11 protein-coding genes are annotated in these 16,711 nt (G+C 54.5%); 1 reads left to right on the top strand and 10 read right to left on the bottom strand.

Features of this window, described 5'->3' with window-relative positions:
* Positions 1-23 precede the first annotated feature (23 nt).
* From tssG to vgrG, 9 genes are all read right to left on the bottom strand, one after another.
* Positions 24-1,091 carry a type VI secretion system baseplate subunit TssG gene (gene tssG / locus EC840_RS06500; RefSeq protein ID WP_132964530.1) on the bottom strand — a complete coding sequence of 356 codons (1,068 nt, stop codon included), beginning with the start codon at positions 1,089-1,091 and terminating at the stop codon, positions 24-26.
* Positions 1,055-2,830 carry a type VI secretion system baseplate subunit TssF gene (gene tssF / locus EC840_RS06495; protein ID WP_132964528.1) on the bottom strand — a complete coding sequence of 592 codons (1,776 nt, stop codon included), beginning with the start codon at positions 2,828-2,830 and terminating at the stop codon, positions 1,055-1,057. The genes tssG and tssF overlap by 37 nt, the downstream gene beginning before the upstream one ends.
* Positions 2,830-3,363, bottom strand: coding sequence for a type VI secretion system lipoprotein TssJ (gene tssJ, locus EC840_RS06490; protein ID WP_132964526.1), 534 nt, complete (start codon positions 3,361-3,363; stop codon positions 2,830-2,832). Before tssJ ends, tssF begins: the two co-directional genes overlap by 1 nt.
* The gene (locus tag EC840_RS06485) at positions 3,350-6,718 is read right to left on the bottom strand and encodes an ImcF-related family protein (RefSeq protein WP_132964525.1); all 3,369 of its coding nucleotides are present in this window, start codon (positions 6,716-6,718) and stop codon (positions 3,350-3,352) included. The genes tssJ and EC840_RS06485 overlap by 14 nt, the downstream gene beginning before the upstream one ends.
* Positions 6,711-8,123, bottom strand: a complete 1,413-nt coding sequence (locus tag EC840_RS06480; protein ID WP_132964523.1) for a hypothetical protein — start codon at positions 8,121-8,123, stop codon at positions 6,711-6,713. The genes EC840_RS06485 and EC840_RS06480 overlap by 8 nt, the downstream gene beginning before the upstream one ends.
* On the bottom strand, positions 8,120-8,377 hold the full coding sequence (locus EC840_RS06475) for a PAAR domain-containing protein (RefSeq protein ID WP_132964521.1): 258 nt from the start codon (positions 8,375-8,377) through the stop codon (positions 8,120-8,122). Before EC840_RS06475 ends, EC840_RS06480 begins: the two co-directional genes overlap by 4 nt.
* 325 nt (positions 8,378-8,702) lie before the next feature.
* A complete protein-coding gene (locus EC840_RS06470; protein ID WP_113878372.1) occupies positions 8,703-9,368 on the bottom strand; it encodes a hypothetical protein in 666 nt (221 codons plus the stop codon).
* 10 nt (positions 9,369-9,378) lie between these two features.
* Positions 9,379-11,577 (bottom strand): DUF3274 domain-containing protein, encoded by a 2,199-nt coding sequence (locus EC840_RS06465; protein WP_132964519.1) that lies wholly within the window; start codon positions 11,575-11,577, stop codon positions 9,379-9,381.
* On the bottom strand, positions 11,578-14,085 hold the full coding sequence (gene vgrG / locus EC840_RS06460) for a type VI secretion system Vgr family protein (protein WP_132964517.1): 2,508 nt from the start codon (positions 14,083-14,085) through the stop codon (positions 11,578-11,580).
* A gap of 432 nt (positions 14,086-14,517) precedes the next feature.
* Between vgrG and EC840_RS06455 the strand changes: the two genes are divergently transcribed.
* Complete coding sequence (locus EC840_RS06455) at positions 14,518-15,402, top strand: GNAT family N-acetyltransferase (protein WP_132964515.1); 885 nt, start codon at positions 14,518-14,520, stop codon at positions 15,400-15,402.
* A 21-nt stretch (positions 15,403-15,423) separates the two neighbouring features.
* Here EC840_RS06455 and EC840_RS06450 read toward each other — a convergent pair whose 3' ends face one another.
* Positions 15,424-16,704 carry a glycoside hydrolase family 10 protein gene (locus tag EC840_RS06450; protein WP_243701038.1) on the bottom strand — a complete coding sequence of 427 codons (1,281 nt, stop codon included), beginning with the start codon at positions 16,702-16,704 and terminating at the stop codon, positions 15,424-15,426.
* Positions 16,705-16,711 lie beyond the last annotated feature (7 nt).

Raw genomic sequence — 16,711 nt, 5'->3', positions numbered from 1 at the left:
CATCGGGCATGATGCAGCGGTAGTTAATGCTTTTCATCCCGGATCCTGCCCAACTTCATCGTCACCTCTGCCGGCATGTCATCCAGATTATCTTCCCGTAACCCCATTACGACGTTATATCCCATTAGCAGCGAACGGTCGCCCAGGCGTGGCAGTGGAGCCAATTCTATCGGGATGGTCAACTTCAGGCTGGCGTCATAATCACATCCCAGATACACACGCAACAAAGTAAACACGTCTTCCCGCAACTGACCGCCTGGCAACCAGCCTTTAGCCTCAGCCGCGTCTTCGGTAAACATTTCCACGCCGATGCAATAGTTGGCGTCCTCCGTATGACTACCGAGAACCAGATGATCGCCCAACCTTTGTTGCTCTGAAAACGAGAATCTCGCCCGTTTGCCTGCCAGCATCCGGGTCACCATGTGCGGGTTCACGGTGACCTGCGTATTCGGTGCCTGCGTGCGGATCACGCTCACAATCCCCTCCGCCGTGCGGGTGGTTCTGACAAGTGGCTGCAGCAACGCCAGTAAACGCGAGGCGGGCACGTCGCCGCTGTCGGTGATGCCGGTCAGAGCCATCAGGCTGCGGGATGTTTTGTCGGTACCGCCGTCTTCAAAGGTGGCGGGATAATTGTACTTTCGCCAGATGCGGTAAAACTGCGTCATCATCCGGTGGTTGAAGATGTCTAAAAAGGCTTCCAGCGCCTCGTGACCTTCTCGCCGCTGGGTGATGTCATCGATGTAGCCGGTCGGCAGCGGCGAATCCACGCCGTACAGTCCCATAAAGGTGGTGCGTACCGTCGGCGGCGCGTCCGGGCGTTCTTCGCTCTTTTCTACGGCTTTAAGTTCGCTGACCGGGAATCCCATCCCCGGATGCGGACGAAAACGCACCGCGTCGTTTTTCGGCGAGAAGGTGCTTCCGGGAGGTTGATGATCCGAAAGCTGTTTCTCCAGCAACTGGCAGAACCGGTAGAAGTTAAACGCGTGCGCCCGGTCATTGCCGTCTTCGTCCCGCCAGAATTCGTTCAGACGCTTTTTGTTATCTTCCGTCTTCATCAGAATAAAATCCGTGTCAGGCGGCGTTCCGGCCATGACCATTGTGTCCCGGACTGACTGAGCGTCACCGTCAGTTGTATAAACCGGCGGATATCGGCGTACTGGGTGTAGAACTGCTCCAGAACCTCGCAAAACAGCAATGCATCGCCCTGGCCACAGAACTGATGTTCATCAAGCGTTACGCGGATAGCCACGCCGTGCCAGCCTTCGGCGGGGTAGTGAGACGGCGTATAGCTCACCTGCGTAATGCCCGCAATGCGTCGGGCATTGTCCGGGTCATGCGTCCAGTCCAGCAGGCTGAGCGCGTGACGCAGCGTGTCGGTTTCCATCAGCCCGGCGATGGCCTGCGGATGCAGCAGCGACAGCACCTGCCACTGATAAAGTTCAGCGGTCGGCGGGTAATGCGGCATGGAGGGACGCGTGCGGGTGGCACACTTCAGCTCAAGATTACCCAGGGCGGTCTCGCCGTCGAATACGCTCTCCTGTAACGCCATGCGCGGATACGCGCCGTTGGTGCAGGTCATGTTCAGGCCAATTTTCAGGCCATTCTGCTCTTCGTGAGTGCGTCCCCCGAGCATTAAAATGGTCTCGTTCAGCCCGGAGGTCCCGCGGTACATGCGGGTGTGGTAATAACGGTCGGGCCAGTTTTTCTTATACTGGAGCATGCCGCCTTTCTGACGAAACTGGCTGTAAGGCACGTAGCTGAATTCGGCGTTGTCTTCGGTCACTTCCGCGACCTCATTAACCGCGTAGATTTCGGTGTGGCCGTCGCTGAGCCGGTGCGGCCGCAGGCGGTAATCACTGACCGCGGTGGTCACGGACAGCGGCTGGGCCAGCAGGCGGAACAGGTTAATCACCGGCACGCAGTGCATGCGGATGGCGTCCGGCGGCACGGCTAAATCGTACGGCCAGCGTTCGCTGAGCGTCACCTCGATATCAAAGGCGGTGGTGTCAGGCGGAAAGGTCAGGGTTTCCAGTCCGCGCAGTTGCATAAAGAAATAGCGTTCGGGGGAAGTGAAATACTCCAGCCACGGGCGCACCTCGCCGCACAGGGCCGGGCTGTCGCTCTCCGGCCAAAGCGAGGCGTCGTTTTCTGCCTGCCAGCGTGGCACAAACTGCACGTCTACCGGCGTCAGCTCAGTCGATTCCTGCCAGTACCGCAAGTTCACCCGCTTCACCTGACGGCTGAGAGCCAGATACAGCGCCGACTGCAGTACGCGGTCGCCGTTGAGATACAGGCTGATGTTCTGCCAGTCGGCGCGGCGGATTTCCGTGAGGGCGGGCAGGGTAAAGCGCAGTTTCAGCGCCTGCTGGCCTTCGGGCAGGGTGATTAATGAGACGTTATCAAGGGCAAAAGGATGCACCTTCAGGTCGCGGGTGGTGCGATAAACGCAGCGCTGACGGTCGTTGCCCAGTGGCTGGGTTAACAGCTCGCTTTCAGCGGGCAACACCTCTTCGCGCACATGCAGCTCCGGCGCGGCCGGTGTCAGTTCGACAATTGCCGTGGAGGGCAGCGTGCGGTTGATCACCGGCAGCAGGTGCGAGAGCAGAGGCTCAGTGAGCTCGGGAATATCGTCATCTATCTTCTGACGCAGTTTGGCCATCATCAGCGAAAAGCCCTGAAACAGCCGTTCGACGGAGTCATCGCGCGGTACCGGACTGCTGTCCAGACCTAACGCGCGTCCCAGCTCCGGGAACTCTTTGGCAAACTCCAGCCCGGCTTCCTTCAGATAGCGCATTTCGCCGTCAAAATATTTTAAGAAATCGTCTTCCATTACTGACTTTTCCTGAGCTGCAGCCGGTTGTCATTGAGCTCAACGATCCGGTCTTTACTGTCATCGAGGTCATTACGTTCGAGAACCAGCCGCCAGGTGTTGTTTGTGGCATCCGGTGCCATAAAGAGGGCAACCACGGCGACAAACTTTGCGTCGGCATGCAGCGGCACGGCCACCGTCGCCTCTGCGTCCGGCATCACCTGGACAACCTGCCGGTCGAGCAGGTCAGCGGCCAGCACGGAGTTGTCCTGTTTGAGCAGGGCGGCGTAGCTGGCCGTATCAAACGTTTTGCGGTCTTTGAGCTGATAAACGCGAACCACCGTCGGCAGCGCCTCGCCGCCTTCGTTGCTGTTGAGCGCGGCGCGGGAGGTCAGCTTCAGATGCAAGGTGTCTATTTTACGGTAGAACACGGCGCTGGCGACCGCAGAGGCGCCGTTGCCCACGCGCTGCGTCAGGCCGCAGCTGCTTATCAGCAAGGGCAGCAATAACAGCGCGGTGCCGCGCGTTAGTCGCTGGAAATTATTGGGCATCATGGCGCGTTGTGTCCTCCGCATTGTCCGTGGCCATGCCCGGAGAGGTAAATATTTGGGCCGGCAACTTAAAGCGTCGCAGGGTCAGCAGTTCCAGCGGGCCGCGGCCGCTTTGGGTGCGTAACACCACGTTCAGCGTCTCTCTGGTGGCGGTTTGCCAGCTCAGGCGATAGCGGCTGCTGTCGAGCTGTTCAACCTGCGCCTTATCGAGTAAACGCAGCCAGGCCCAGCCGCCGTCCGCCTGAAAATAGCTCTGGAAAGCGTCGGCGCTTTTCCCTGATGCCGCAACCGGTGAGTACGTCAGGGACACCTGCGGGTGATCGCTGGCGGCGTCTGGCCAGCGGAACGTCTGCCAGCCCGGCAGCTGGTTAAAGTACTTCAGAACAGCGTCGTCAATCTGCAGGTCGGTTTCCACCACGTTAGGGGTCGGGCGGATCTGCAGCTCAAAGGTCACGCCGGGTTTACCCTGCGGGAAGACGCGGCGGCCGAGCTGGCTCTGCTGGTTAACTGCGCTGAGGAAGTCCGGGTTGATGCTCATTCCCTGGGTGTTGAGCGGATTCGGTACCCAGCTGTCACCCTGTTTTTCCAGCACGCCGGCCAGTTGCCGGGTAATAAACTGGTCAATCAGGCCGGTATCCGGCCTCAGGTAGTGAGCCAGCTGGGTGAAGTCGGCGTCGTTTTTGGTGTTATCGAACGGGTAACGTCCGGTAAATTCCGCCTGCCACGGGTTCTGCACCTGAACCTGCCAGGCGCTGTTGATCCCCTGCTGCGCCGGAGTCATCACGCCGTTCCACGCCTGTTCCAGCGGCTGGACAAACGCGGCGTCGGCAAAGCTGCTCCATTCGCCACCCAGGCTGGCCGCCAGAAGCTGCGCGTAGTGACGGCCCTGCGACAGCGTGGTATCGCTGTTGCTGAAGGCGGATTTGACCAGGCTTTGTGCCATCGCCTGCGGGTCTGAGGCATTGGCCACCTGCATCAGCTGCAATCGCGTTTGTGACACCTGCAGCAGGTAGTTACTGACGGAGACGCCGGCGGTATTCTGTGCCGCAGGCGCGTCGCCAGCCGCCGGGGTTTCCGGCGGTAACACGGCCAGCAGCGGGGCGAAGGTCTCGCTCAGCACGCGGGTCGGGTCATTGCGCCCGCCAGCAAATCCGGCGTCCGGCGTGGTTTTCGACACCAGTTTTTGCGCCGATTTCAGCAGGGAATCCCCCATCGCTTCGCGGTGCTGACCGGCCGCACCCTGATAACGCAGGGTGCGGCTCAGGGCCAGCAGCGGCGACTGACGGGCATCGGCCAACTGGGTCAGCTGATCGAGGGAGGTGCTCAGCGAGTCGCTGGTGTTCCAGCGGATGCTGTTGAGGAAATTGAGCCAGGCGCTGGTGTAATCGGCAAAGTAGCGTTCGGTCAGGCGGTATTGCAGCTGGTCTTTGGTCAGCAGCTGTTGTTCGCCTTTATCATCCAGCACCCAGTCGGAGGTGACGTGGCGTGCCGCCGCCGCTTTATCAATCGCGTCGCTGACTTCTCCCTCCCAGGCTTCACGGGTGAACATGCCGGGCAGGGTGTCATCGGTGGAGAACAGCTGACCGCCGGCGGTTTCCCCGAGCAGGCTGTCGAGCGTGACGTCGGCATTGTGCGGCGACACGCTCAGTAACATCTGCTGATACAGCGCGTTTTCGCTGTTACTGATGCCTTTCTGGCTGCGCAGGATGGTACGCACGTTGGCCACCAACGGGTCATCGGCGGGCAGCTTCCACTGCGCATGGCGCGGCAGCTGCTGCAGGTAAAAGCCGAGCAGCTTGTCCGAACGGGCCAGCCATTCTCCGGGCGCCACGCCGCCCGGCGCCGTCCACAGAGGAGACAGCACCGGCTGCATAAAGGCCGGGTCGGCATGTTCAGGATGCAGCAGCATCAGGTAGGCTTTCAGTTGCTGATAGGCCACTTTCCCGGCCAGACGTCGTTCGGCAGAGCCCGGCGGCAGGAACACAAACGCCTGCAGCCGGTCTTTCAGCGCGTCCACCACCGGCGTTATCAGCAGAGCCTGACTTTGACGGGTATAGGCGGGCCACAGTGCGTTGATCACCGCATCGCGCTGATCGAGGCCGAAGCGGTGCAGCCACGGCGAACCGTTTTGTTGCCACCACAGCAGGCGGTCAATGTTGTCCTGCAGGGCGACGCTGCGGGTCAGCGTGTCGGACATCGGGGCCGGCGTGCGGGTCGCCTGCAGCAGCGCCTGGCTGTCGGCGATAAGCGTGCGGTTGGCACAGGCAGATATTCCCATGCCCAGCACCCACAGTCCCGCCAGCGTGAGCGTGCCGATGGCCAGCTTGTCACCGGTGGACAGATGGTCGCGGCGACCCTGCTGCGTCCGGCTTTGCGCGATCACGCCGTTCCAGGCGGGGGACAAATAGCAGGCGTGGGAGTGTTGCTGAACAGAAGCCGGTTCAGGGGTAGCAGGCATAAAGAAGATGCCGCCGGCCAGCAGGCGCTGATGCTCACCGAGCCACGGCTGAAAACGCTGCCTGAGCAACGCGCCGGTGTGGTGTTTCAGATCCCCTGACAGCTGCAGCAACCAGGCCCAGCGTTTGTTCTCGTTCAGCTGCGCAATGCCCTGTGGAATGAGCGTGGCGGCCAGCTGACTGAGCTGGTCATCAAGGGAGACCGGCGTGCCCGCCGGCCAGTGGCAGCCGATAGTCTGCACCGGGCGGTCGTCCTGTTCCCACTGCGGCTCACTCAGGCACACACCAAACACTGGCGGACGCCAGCTGAGGGTGCGCCCGAGCGCGATAAACTGACGATAGACGGCGTCGCTGTTGCACGCCGGCAGCGTCTGATTAGGCACCGGCTGCGTGGTCCACAGGTATTGTGGCTCTGCCGTCACATCGGTGACCCACAGCACGGCGTTAAAGGCGCGGCGCCCGCGCATGTCGCGCAGCTGCGTGACGGCGGCTAAATCCAGCGCGTCAGCCTCGCCACACCAGATAAGGACGGCATTCTGGCTTTCCTGCCAGCGCGCCTGCGTCAGGCCGGGGGCGACTTTTTCCACCACCGCCGCCTCACCGGTGACCAAAAGCCACGGCTGTTTGTGCTTCCAGTGCCAGCCATAGCGGTGACGCAGGGTGAAGCGCAGGGTATCAAACGCCGTGATGCGCGCGTCGTCCTGTGTCTCGGGCGGGCGGTTAAAATCGAGCAGTTCCAGGGCGAAGGCGTAGCGGGCCAGCAGAAAATAGCTCAGCAGGATGACGCCGGTTGCCCACCAGACCACGCCGTGGGTGAGGGTTTCTCCGTCGGCGTTCAGCCACAGGAGGCTCAGGACCAGGGCGAGCATCACCACCAGCATCAGGTGAAGGCTTTTAGTCATGACGTTGTTGCTCCAGCAGGTGCCATTCCACATCGAGCCGCTTACGCCATAAGCGCAGTACCAGAGGGACAGAGAAACTCAGTAAGGCCGCGACCACCGCCAGTCCGCCGCCCATCCAGGGCAGCATGCCCATCTGCGTATCACGGTCGGCGGGGAGTAATATCAGAGCCAGCATCACGGCCACAATCCCCGCGAGATAGGCCAGCGGATAGCGTGAAATCGTATCGACAGGCATGTCCACGGGCGCAGCAGGCTGGGTGCTGAGCTGCACCAGGCTGATGGACTCCTCAGACTGTGCGGCGACCAGCTGGCCGCGCTGGCCTAAATCGCAGCTTTCGGCTGCCAGGCATAACGTTAACCAAAAACTAGAGGAAGCCGAAGGCCCCAGTAACTGAGGTAAAACATGCACATTATTTGGAGATATCGCGATAGCGCTTTCATCGAGTATCGAGATCAGTTTGCTATGTTCCCGACGTTCTAATCCGTTATCCCACAAATGACGCAATCGGGTTCCCTCTGTTTGGTCTGCCCCCAAAAAATGAGCTGCGTTATGTTCAAACTCAATCAAGGGATTTCGTTGTGGGCGGAATACGTACACTGGCTTAAGTTTTATGCTGTTCAGATGCGCGTCGGAATGGGGTTGAAAGAGCAGGGCAGCGCTAAATTCGCTTACCTGAGACTCTGCCTTTAAAAACTGACAGCATATGAGTAAATGCGGTTTTAACAGGGGGTTATTGATCCAATCTGTCAACAACTGGCCATCCGGATATTGCTCGAGGTAGTGAATTTGATCCAAGGGGAGTTGTTTGTTCAGCGCAGCCTTCCAGGCCTGTATGACCGCGATGCAGGAGGTATTTTCAACCTCGCCGGTGAAGAACCAGACCTGTACCCCCTGAAGCTTGCTCAATTGCTCCGACAGAGGCGCCAATGTTTGAGTGATGATGTCAGCTAATGGCGACGCGCTAAGATTGTCATTTTGATTTTCAACTAACGAGGCAGGTTTAGACGGCGCCTGTGGCATCACACCTTCAAACCCTAAAATCCGTACAGCCAGATCAGGCTCTGGCGTCAACAAACTCCAGCTGGTTAACTTTAATGCTCGTCGAGCCCAGTTCTGCCACTGAGCCTGTTTGCTATCGATAAACTGATTACGGAATATCACTGCCCTGCGAGCCTGCAGGCACGCACTCAATACGAAAGCACCAATTGCGAATGCCAGTAAGAAAGGAATTATCAGGAGATATAACCAGAAACGACTGTTGGCAAAGCCACGCTGTACTGGCCAGGTGAAAAATAAAATAAGCGCGGCAATAGAAATTAAAATGAGCAGCAGTAGTGGCCAACACCACCACATAGGCGGCTTTGGTAATTCTTTGCGAGGCATTGAGGGTAAAAGCCAGTTCATCCTTGAGCTCCGGCATTGGGAAGTGTTGTCCTTAACACGCAACCACATTGCGCTGTGCAGCCATCGACAATGACAGCCTGCCCCCTCATTTTCCAGGTCGGGTGCCCCTGATTAACAGGCACTGTACCGTGCTGGGAACAGCTGACTTTATCGCCTGCCAGCATGACAGGTTTGCCCGCAAAAATTGCACCGGATGCTGTATTGACGGCGCCCCCGTGATTATGTGGATCACCTAAGCGGATGACTCCTTTCATTGGTTCCCTTAATGAAATATAAAATATAGCCAGAAAATGGAAATCGAATTAATTCCACAAAAATGGAACGTTCGTTGCAAGCGCGTCGAGTTAGGAAGGAGCATATAAATAATCGACATGACAAAATTAACACCGGAAACTACAAAAAATCCGAAATAAAAAACGAGCGCACAAATTGGCATCGTCCATCTGTAGCCAGGCAGACTAATTAAGATGTAAGAAAGCAATATCGAGAACCATGGATAAAGAGAAATAATGTATGCCCAATTATCCCACGTTTTGATGTTATTCAAACTTATGGTTGAATTTTTTGTAGTTGCCATTATTACTTCTTATCCTCAATAGAGGATGACCCTAAGTTCGGGTCACAGCGCATATGATCCCAACCGATATAGTTTTTGACTTCAGGTACTTGATGCGGTAGATCCTGAAAATTTTTTGCTTCCGAGAATGTCATTTTGTAGCCATACCGCTGGTCTTCAATCGCTCTGAGAGATGCATAGTCTTTACCCCAACGTTCGCCAAAAGGTTTTGAACTGAGATAGAGTTCCCCCTTTTTAGTCAAAATAAAAGCTTGGTCATTGATGACCGTGAATGACTCAATTTCACCGGAGCTAGGGTTTGAACTTCCCCCCGGAATGGCTCCGCCTCCAGGTGAATAACTTGCTCGCTCCCAAGTTCGGCCATAATCTTTTGAAATTAAAAAGCCAGAGTTATCGTAGTAACCGATGGCGATATATCTCTCCGAAGGATGGATGTAGGTTGAGGTAAATAGCTGATAAAATTGAGAGGTAACCTCGGTATGAATTTTCATTTTCACATCGGTGTACCACAAGGCTCCAATGCAACCAAAACCGGTAAGTTCTAGGTATCTATGATCGTCAAAACGATACACAACTTGTGTAGGTGGCGTATTATTTGATGTTGAACTTTGATCACAACCCGATAAAATTATTGTTCCGTACAGCAGCATCAATTTGAAAACAGACATCCCTTTCTCCTTAAATTTTTGGCTCAGGCATATCCCACTGCAGTACGGGATCGCTTTTGGGGCTCGGTTTAGGAACGATGCCCATTTCAATTTCTGCACGGCTACGTGGAACAACTTTTTCTTTAAGCCCACCAAATTCGTTCACTACACCAGAGTCTCCAGTTGGCATTCCTTTTTCTCGCTCTGGCTTATTCATGAACCCTTTAAAATCAATTGGTAACTTCCCATTCTGATAGTAATCTTTAACTTTAGAGTCAGGATTTCGCTCCTGTCGCCAATCTGCCAGCAGCAATAAATCTCGCCAAAACTCACCTTTCTTTATCTCAAAGGCATTACAGCGACCGATCGCTAAATCGAAAGCCATCGCTTTGCTGGGTACGTCTTTGTTCGCTACAATCGAAGAATGTTGACTATAAGTAATAACGTTTTTGCTGCTCTTAAGCCTTTCCTGTACTTCTCCCTTCGTCATCTGGCGTTTAATCAGCAGATCCTGACCGGAGGTTGCCATCATTTCTTGCGACTGACCTTGCCAGTCAATTTTTTCACCTGACATTGCCCGGATGTTATAGATTTTGCTTATTTCATCCAATTGTTCTTGGTTAAGCGCATCTCCAGGATGCAGGCTGTAAAATGCCGGTGTTTTAGGCTGCGGGATTGGCATTGCAAGAAACTCCTGAGCTGCCATAGCCGATCCGGCAAGGTCTGGATCGTTGCCATCCAAAACGGCACGATACCTTTCAGCAGGAACATCTGGGTTAGTTTGGTGACGTTCTGGATTATCCTGCCCCATTAGAGAAAACTCGAAAGGTTCAGGTAACAAAGGTGCGTTGATAGTCACGTCATAGAAGTGATAACTGGCGTTAGTTTTCCCTACTTCTGGAGCGTCTTTATCCCCCCTGGGGAATAAAAAGTGCAGGTCTGTGCGGTCACCAATTTTGAAGCCTTTACAGAATGCCCGTTGACGGAAATTATCGCCCAACGAATTGCGAATGGCATCCCGCACACCACTCCAGCCGAAGCCCTGTATAGGGAACATGGAAACTACACCGTCATTGGGGCAAAAATAGTTGTATACCAGACCGAAGTTGTTCCGTGAGAACAAAGGATTTCCCCATTGTGAAACCGGGGGCAAACACATTTTTTTTGTGAGTTCTTTCTGATAGGCGCCATCGTGGGGTTTTCCTCCATTGTACAAAGGATTAGTGCCCATAAGTTGGCAAAAGTGAGCTAAGGTTTTCTGTCTGGCGTTATCTGTTTGCTGGTTCCCTGGGGAAGTATTTTCGAGCCAGCGATTCTCCAGCGAATAGGGGGAGTGGTTTAGAATGACACAATCAGCCGGAGGTTTTCCTGCTTCTTTAACCCACATATTTGCCAGCATAGTAATAATGGTACCCTGGCTATGTGCAACGATATTAATAGCATCATTTTTAGTCGCATCGTTATTTCGAATTTCCAATATCAAATTCGCTAGACGTCGTGCCGCGTAGGCCTGGTAAATACGATGAGGGTTATCGTAAATTGGGTGACTCCAGTCACCGTCGTTAAGTTCTGAACGGGACAACTCTCCGATTAACTTCAGTGCTGCGCCGCTGGCACCCGGGCCAAACATATCGGGAATATTAGTTGTCGCATTGGCAAAAGTCCCACCACCTTTCGCAGCGGTGCGGTCTAGCCAGTTTCCAAAATTATCAATGTTTTGGTCATTAAACTGAGCGATACGCTTGGGATCTTCTTCCCTGTAGGCGTTATAGGGAATATTGGCCTCATTATGCAGGCTCTTTAAATCCTGTTGGTAAGCTTTCTGATCAGCCTCCCAGCTCGCTTTATCTACGGGTTTATACCCCCAATAGAAAGGGATCACGGGTGAACGGTTCAGGCCATCAATACAGGTTTGGTGCTTCACATCACAGGTTTTAGTTGTGATATTTCCTTCAATATCTGCTATCTGAAATTGTTTTTCTATCCAGCTATGTGGATGTAAATCTGTGCGATTGAGACGATTATTTAGCCCTATGCAAAGACCAATGTCCTGGTTTTGGTAGGCTTCTCCAACATCATTAACGCCGTGGACCAATATCACAATACATGGCAATGCAGGATGTACCTCGCAAGTCTGAATCAACATAGCGCCTGAATCACTAGGCCTGCCGGTGTCATCTTCTGAAATAATCCCGCACGAACGTATAGCATCATTATTATCGTTGCTCATTTACTCATCCTTGATCAGTTCAATGACTAGTTTTTCCAGTTCATTCATTTTCAATAAGGGGGATTCACCGTTACTGTCGGTAACCCCTTCTACTACGGAGCCATCAGATTTCCGAATCCTGAATTTTTGCTCGGCTAAAACCCAGTCAGGGTTGCCTTTACTATGAAGTTTGTACTTCAACCCAAAGTCGCCCTGTTTGAACGATGGCATTGCTTGGCTGACGCTGTCTCCATCCTGGTAAATCAACTCAGGTGATTTTTGTAGAATACGGGTAGGAGCAAGCTCTTCGATCACCCCGTCTTTGATACGGATCCCAGCCCCGCCACACATCAGTAACAGCTCTTTCTTCGCGTTCAGCACGATGCGGCCGTTGGTACTGGTGATCTGCATGTCCTCGAAGGAGGTCAGCTCCATCTGGTCTTTTTGCGCCTGTAGCTGCACCTTTCCTGCAGCAGCGATGAGCTTGATGCCTAACTTGTTCGCAAATACGGAGAACAGTTCACCGGCGGCAACTGAGAAGCGACGGAATACGCTGAAACTGACATCCTGGCCGGCGGTGGCCACCAGATTCTTACCTGCAGTTTGTTGGATCGTTTTCGGCGTGGTGTGCGCAATACCGGCATCGCCATAGACGACGACACCTGGCTGAGCGAGTTTGGTGAGGTCTGTCTTGAGCAGCTCCTGATCGGTGGTTTCTGCCGGAGACGCCTGAGCGATATCGGCGGTACTCTTCAGGGTTTTGGCCAGAGCCAGGGCTTTTTCAAGCTGGGCAATGGCGGCATCCATATCCAGTTGCTGTCCCTGAGCACTGTTCTTCGGCTCGGTAGAAAGCAGCACGCCTTTACCGCCGCGAACGGCAACATAGGCATCAGTTCGCAATTCTGCGCCTTCACCGCGCTGCTTTCTGGCACTGTCCACAAGGTGTCCCAGGCTGAGCTGGCTCTTACCTGAATGTACCGTGCTGATTTTTATATGTTCTTTGCCCCGCTGGTCCTCAAGTCGAATCTTATTTCCAGAAGGAGTGCGGATGACGTTCCGCTTGTAGTTCGGTAACGCCACATGATCCGGGTGCGTTGAATCATGCAGCGCATAGGCGATATAAGGCCGATCAACGTCGCCGTTCTCGAACGCAATTGCCACGCCGGTGGAATCCAGCAGCGGCATATGGAAGCCGCAGGTATCACCGGAATACGGTTTCGCCAGGCGCAGCCAGCAGCTCTCGAAGCCTTTCTGCCATTCGGTGCGGTCGAAGCCAAACTGGGCGCGGTACAAACCGTCGGCGTTGATGTGGGCGTAAGGTTCATCCGGATGCGCGCTGGAGATGCGGGCAGACAGCGTGCCGGTGACGGTCGGCCACGGCAACAACGCAGGGCGATACGGATGTTGGGTATTACGCGGAACCGCGGTGAAGGTGACGAAATACGCTGTGTCGCGGGCGACGTTTTTAGAGTTCGTGGAGACAATCAGGAGACCGTCCGGCGCTTCCGGCCAGTCTTTGCCGGGCGTGGTGATTACCATCCCCGGACGCAGCGTCATACAGTTGGATTTACCCTCAAAGGTGATTTGCTCACTGAGGTAACGCTCCTGACGGCGTCTGGCGTACCACATGCCCTGTCCGGGCTCGCTGCTGTATTCCTTGCCCGGTTCAGGATAGTACTCACCCCAGCGGTAATCTTCGGCAACCAGCGCCGGATAATCCGGATTGGTCTCCGCTGTGCCGGTCATATCGCTCTGCGCAGCGGGGTAATAGTCGTCGTTAACCGTGACTGACTTCGGAATGGCCTTGCGGCTGACCGACATCTCCCAGACCGATTCCAGTCCGCCGTCAAACAGTCCCGCCGGGTTGCGGAACGGGATCTCAACCGGTTTCGGCCAGGCGTAAGAATGGTCGGCCAGGACCATGACGTCGCAGTTGTTCTCTTCGTCATATTCGAAGAAGTACGAGATGCCGCTGTCAGCCAGGCGTCGCGCAATATGCGCGTATTCGCTTTCGCCGAACTGCATCATGAATTTTTTCAGCGGATACTGATCATTGAGCGCAAACCGAAAATCCAGCCGGTCCATGTTGTAACGCAGGAAGGTGTTCTCGGTCATGCTGATGACGCTGTCGTTCTGGTAAATCGCGTTATTGCTGCCCTGATTTAACCGGGTGACGCGGTGTTCCAGCGTGGCGACGTAGCGGGTTTCATCGGCAGAAGTGCTGCACTGGCGGAGCTGCGTGATGACACCGGGGATGATGCGCGGTTTAACGGACTCCCACGGCTTGCCGTCGGGGTACATCAGAAACAGGGCGGTATAGTTGATGATGTGCTGAGCGGGAATGTCTTTCACCGCGCTGGTAAACTCAATCTCATAGCGCAGGATATCGCTGATGGCCTCGCAGCCACTGAACTTGAGCACCGACATATCGACGCCGGGCTGCTGAGATTCAAGCCGTTTAAGTCTTAACTGGTAATGATTGTGGAACGGTAATTTACTGCCTGCAAGAATGTAATCCTGAATGCTCATCGTTTAAGTCCCTTTCCCACAACACAGAAACAGGATCGACTCACCTAAACCCTTTCTCTGATTATGAAACTAATCCATTGTGTAAAATCATTGATATTATGAATAGAAATAACACGTAACTTAAGTCAAATTTCAGTCGTGGATTCTACTCAAAAAACGTTGAGGTAAAAGTGATATATGGGCAATCATTTGAAATAGTGGCTGTGAGAAGTGTGTGTGAATGTAATTGAAGCGATGGTTTTGTGTTCTCTAAGAATTTTCCTCTTATTAGTTCTGATTATTCTTTTTAAATCATTTTAGACCCAAATACATTCCGTCCTTGCCACTGGCGATTTAGCCAGACAGGGAGATGAGTGGATAGGGCTAGCAAAGATTGACAGAATCCCGGAAGCACTTTAATTTCATTGATACTATCAACAATCAGGGTTAATCATGTCGGCCATTCACACGATCCGTACCGAGCTCCGCTATCTTGTCAGGGAGCTCGGGCTGCTGGATAAAAACTGTTTTCGTTCGGGTTTATCCCTGACACAGGCGCATCTGCTGACCTATCTGTCAAAGAATGGCGTGACGTCTTTTGCCGAATTATGTCTGCAGCTGAGTATGGATAAGGCGTCGCTGAGCCGGGCGCTGAACGTGCTGGCGGGGAAAAATTATGTTGAACCGGTGGCGGGTGTCAAAGACAAACGGCAAAAAAGTTTTCAGCTGACGGCGGCGGGTGCGCGGAGTTTAGCGACGGCGGATGACGCGGCGGATAATGAATTTTCATTTATTGATAATGCAATGGCGTTACAGGATGCGCAGGAAATAATAAACGGGTTACGTGCGCTGAGAATTAACACCTTCCGGCGTAACGCTGCACGTCATCCGCAAAGAATACAAATTGAAATAATGCGCAATAATTACCAGGCGGAAGTGACGAAACTATTATCTGAGACGTTTGCAAAGGAACAGAATATTCCGGCGGAACTGATTTCATTACCGCCGCAACTAAAAAGTCAGTGCTGGATAGTCCGCTCGGGGGAATATGTTCTGGGCACCGTTTCCTGCTGGTATGAAAATAATCACTGGCACTGGGGACGGTTTGCGGTGAATTCGTGCTATCGCGGAATGGGGATCGGTAAACAACTGGCGCGTGTTTCATTGCAGGAGATGCTGGAGCAAACGGATAAAGTGCTGCTGGATGCGCGGGATTCCACGGTGAAAATCATCAGTGATCTGGGCGGTGTAATCACCGGCCCGACCACCGATTTTTACGGCATGCCGATTACACCCATGCGCCTGAAAAAAGAAGATTTTGAAAACGCGACCGGCTGACCGGTCGCGCTTAGGCGAACCTCAGCCCGCGCTGCCCCATCTGCGTTTCAGGTAGCTGACCGCTTCCTGCGTCTGCGGCTGGTTGAGGTAGTTTTCCCTGAACAGAATCGTGCCCTGAATTTGCGGGTTGGATTCATTCATATCGAGCTGTTTTTTCAGCTCAGGCACGCCGCCGCTAATCATCCAGTCGGGTTCACTCTTCGAAGGTTCACCCACTTTATACAGCGCGACGCCAATATACAGGCGCGTATGGGTTGGTTTTACGACATCAGCCCACCACTGCGCCAGCACATCATAACGCGCAGCTTTGCGGGCAAAAGGCCAGTAAAGTTGCGGGGCGATGTAATCAAGCAAACCCTGCTGCACCCAGAGACGCGTATCGGCATACGCCTCATCGTAGGCCGCCGCGCCAGAGGTGCGGGAACCTGCCGGATCGTGCGATACATTACGCCAAACGCCAGCCGGACTGACGCCAAATTCCACGCCGGGTTTCAGCTGTTTAATGGTGCGTGAAACCTGCTCAATAAGTAGCTGGGTATTATGGCGTCGCCAGTCGGCTTTCGAGGCAAATCCCTGTCCGTAGCGCCGGAACGTCAGATTATCGTCGAGCGTCGAACCCGGCGCTTCAGTATAGAAATAGTCATCAAACTGCACACCATCCACCGGATAACGCGACACCACTTCGGCCACGATGCTGGTTATCCAGTCGCGCGCTTCGGGAATGCCGGGGTCGAGCACAAAGCGGTCGCTGGCGGTGCGGATCCAGTCGCGGTGCAGGACAAATACGCTGGCAGGATGCAACGGCAGCGTGTTGTTCAGCTCAGCCACGGTAGAAGGTTTGGTGTTGACCGACACGCGGTAAGGGTTAAACCAGGCGTGGACCTTCATTCCACGCTTATGCGCTTCATCGAGCATAAACTGCAACGGGTCATAGCCCGGATCCTGACCAATTTTGCCGGTCAGCGTATCCGACCACGGCAGGATTCTAGAGGCCCACAGCGCCGTGCCATCCGGTTTCACCTGGAAGAATACGGTGTTTATTCCGAGACTTTGCAGCTTGTCGAGTTTGTCAGTCAGAGCCTTTTTCTGCTGGCTGATGCGTGCCGTCGGACTGCTTTCTGTCACCGAAGATACCGGCGGCCAGTCGAGACGCGAAACCGTCGCCAGCCATACACCGCGCACCGGTTCATGCGACGGCGCAGATTTACCCGGTAGTGGCTGTTTGGACACCGGTGGCAGCGGCGTGACCAGCGATTTCGGCGGCTTCGAAGAGCAACTGGCCAGTAACAGCGCCAGCCCCATCAGGGTC

Source organism: Rahnella sp. JUb53, assembly GCF_004346065.1.
Taxonomy (GTDB): domain Bacteria; phylum Pseudomonadota; class Gammaproteobacteria; order Enterobacterales; family Enterobacteriaceae; genus Rahnella; species Rahnella variigena.
This window is presented reverse-complemented; position numbering and strand designations above follow the sequence as displayed.

Excerpts from the sequence above, each read along its gene's own strand:
- tssJ (WP_132964526.1), bottom strand. The coding sequence starts at position 3,363 with ATGATGCCCAATAATTTCCAGCGACTAACGCGCGGCACCGCGCTGTTA.
- EC840_RS06450 (WP_243701038.1), bottom strand. The coding sequence starts at position 16,704 with ATGGGGCTGGCGCTGTTACTGGCCAGTTGCTCTTCGAAGCCGCCGAAA.
- EC840_RS06480 (WP_132964523.1), bottom strand. The coding sequence starts at position 8,123 with ATGAACTGGCTTTTACCCTCAATGCCTCGCAAAGAATTACCAAAGCCG.
- tssF (WP_132964528.1), bottom strand. The coding sequence starts at position 2,830 with ATGGAAGACGATTTCTTAAAATATTTTGACGGCGAAATGCGCTATCTG.
- EC840_RS06485 (WP_132964525.1), bottom strand. The coding sequence starts at position 6,718 with ATGACTAAAAGCCTTCACCTGATGCTGGTGGTGATGCTCGCCCTGGTC.
- EC840_RS06455 (WP_132964515.1), top strand. The coding sequence starts at position 14,518 with ATGTCGGCCATTCACACGATCCGTACCGAGCTCCGCTATCTTGTCAGG.
- EC840_RS06465 (WP_132964519.1), bottom strand. The coding sequence starts at position 11,577 with ATGAGCAACGATAATAATGATGCTATACGTTCGTGCGGGATTATTTCA.
- EC840_RS06475 (WP_132964521.1), bottom strand. The coding sequence starts at position 8,377 with ATGAAAGGAGTCATCCGCTTAGGTGATCCACATAATCACGGGGGCGCC.
- tssG (WP_132964530.1), bottom strand. The coding sequence starts at position 1,091 with ATGGCCGGAACGCCGCCTGACACGGATTTTATTCTGATGAAGACGGAA.
- vgrG (WP_132964517.1), bottom strand. The coding sequence starts at position 14,085 with ATGAGCATTCAGGATTACATTCTTGCAGGCAGTAAATTACCGTTCCAC.
- EC840_RS06470 (WP_113878372.1), bottom strand. The coding sequence starts at position 9,368 with ATGTCTGTTTTCAAATTGATGCTGCTGTACGGAACAATAATTTTATCG.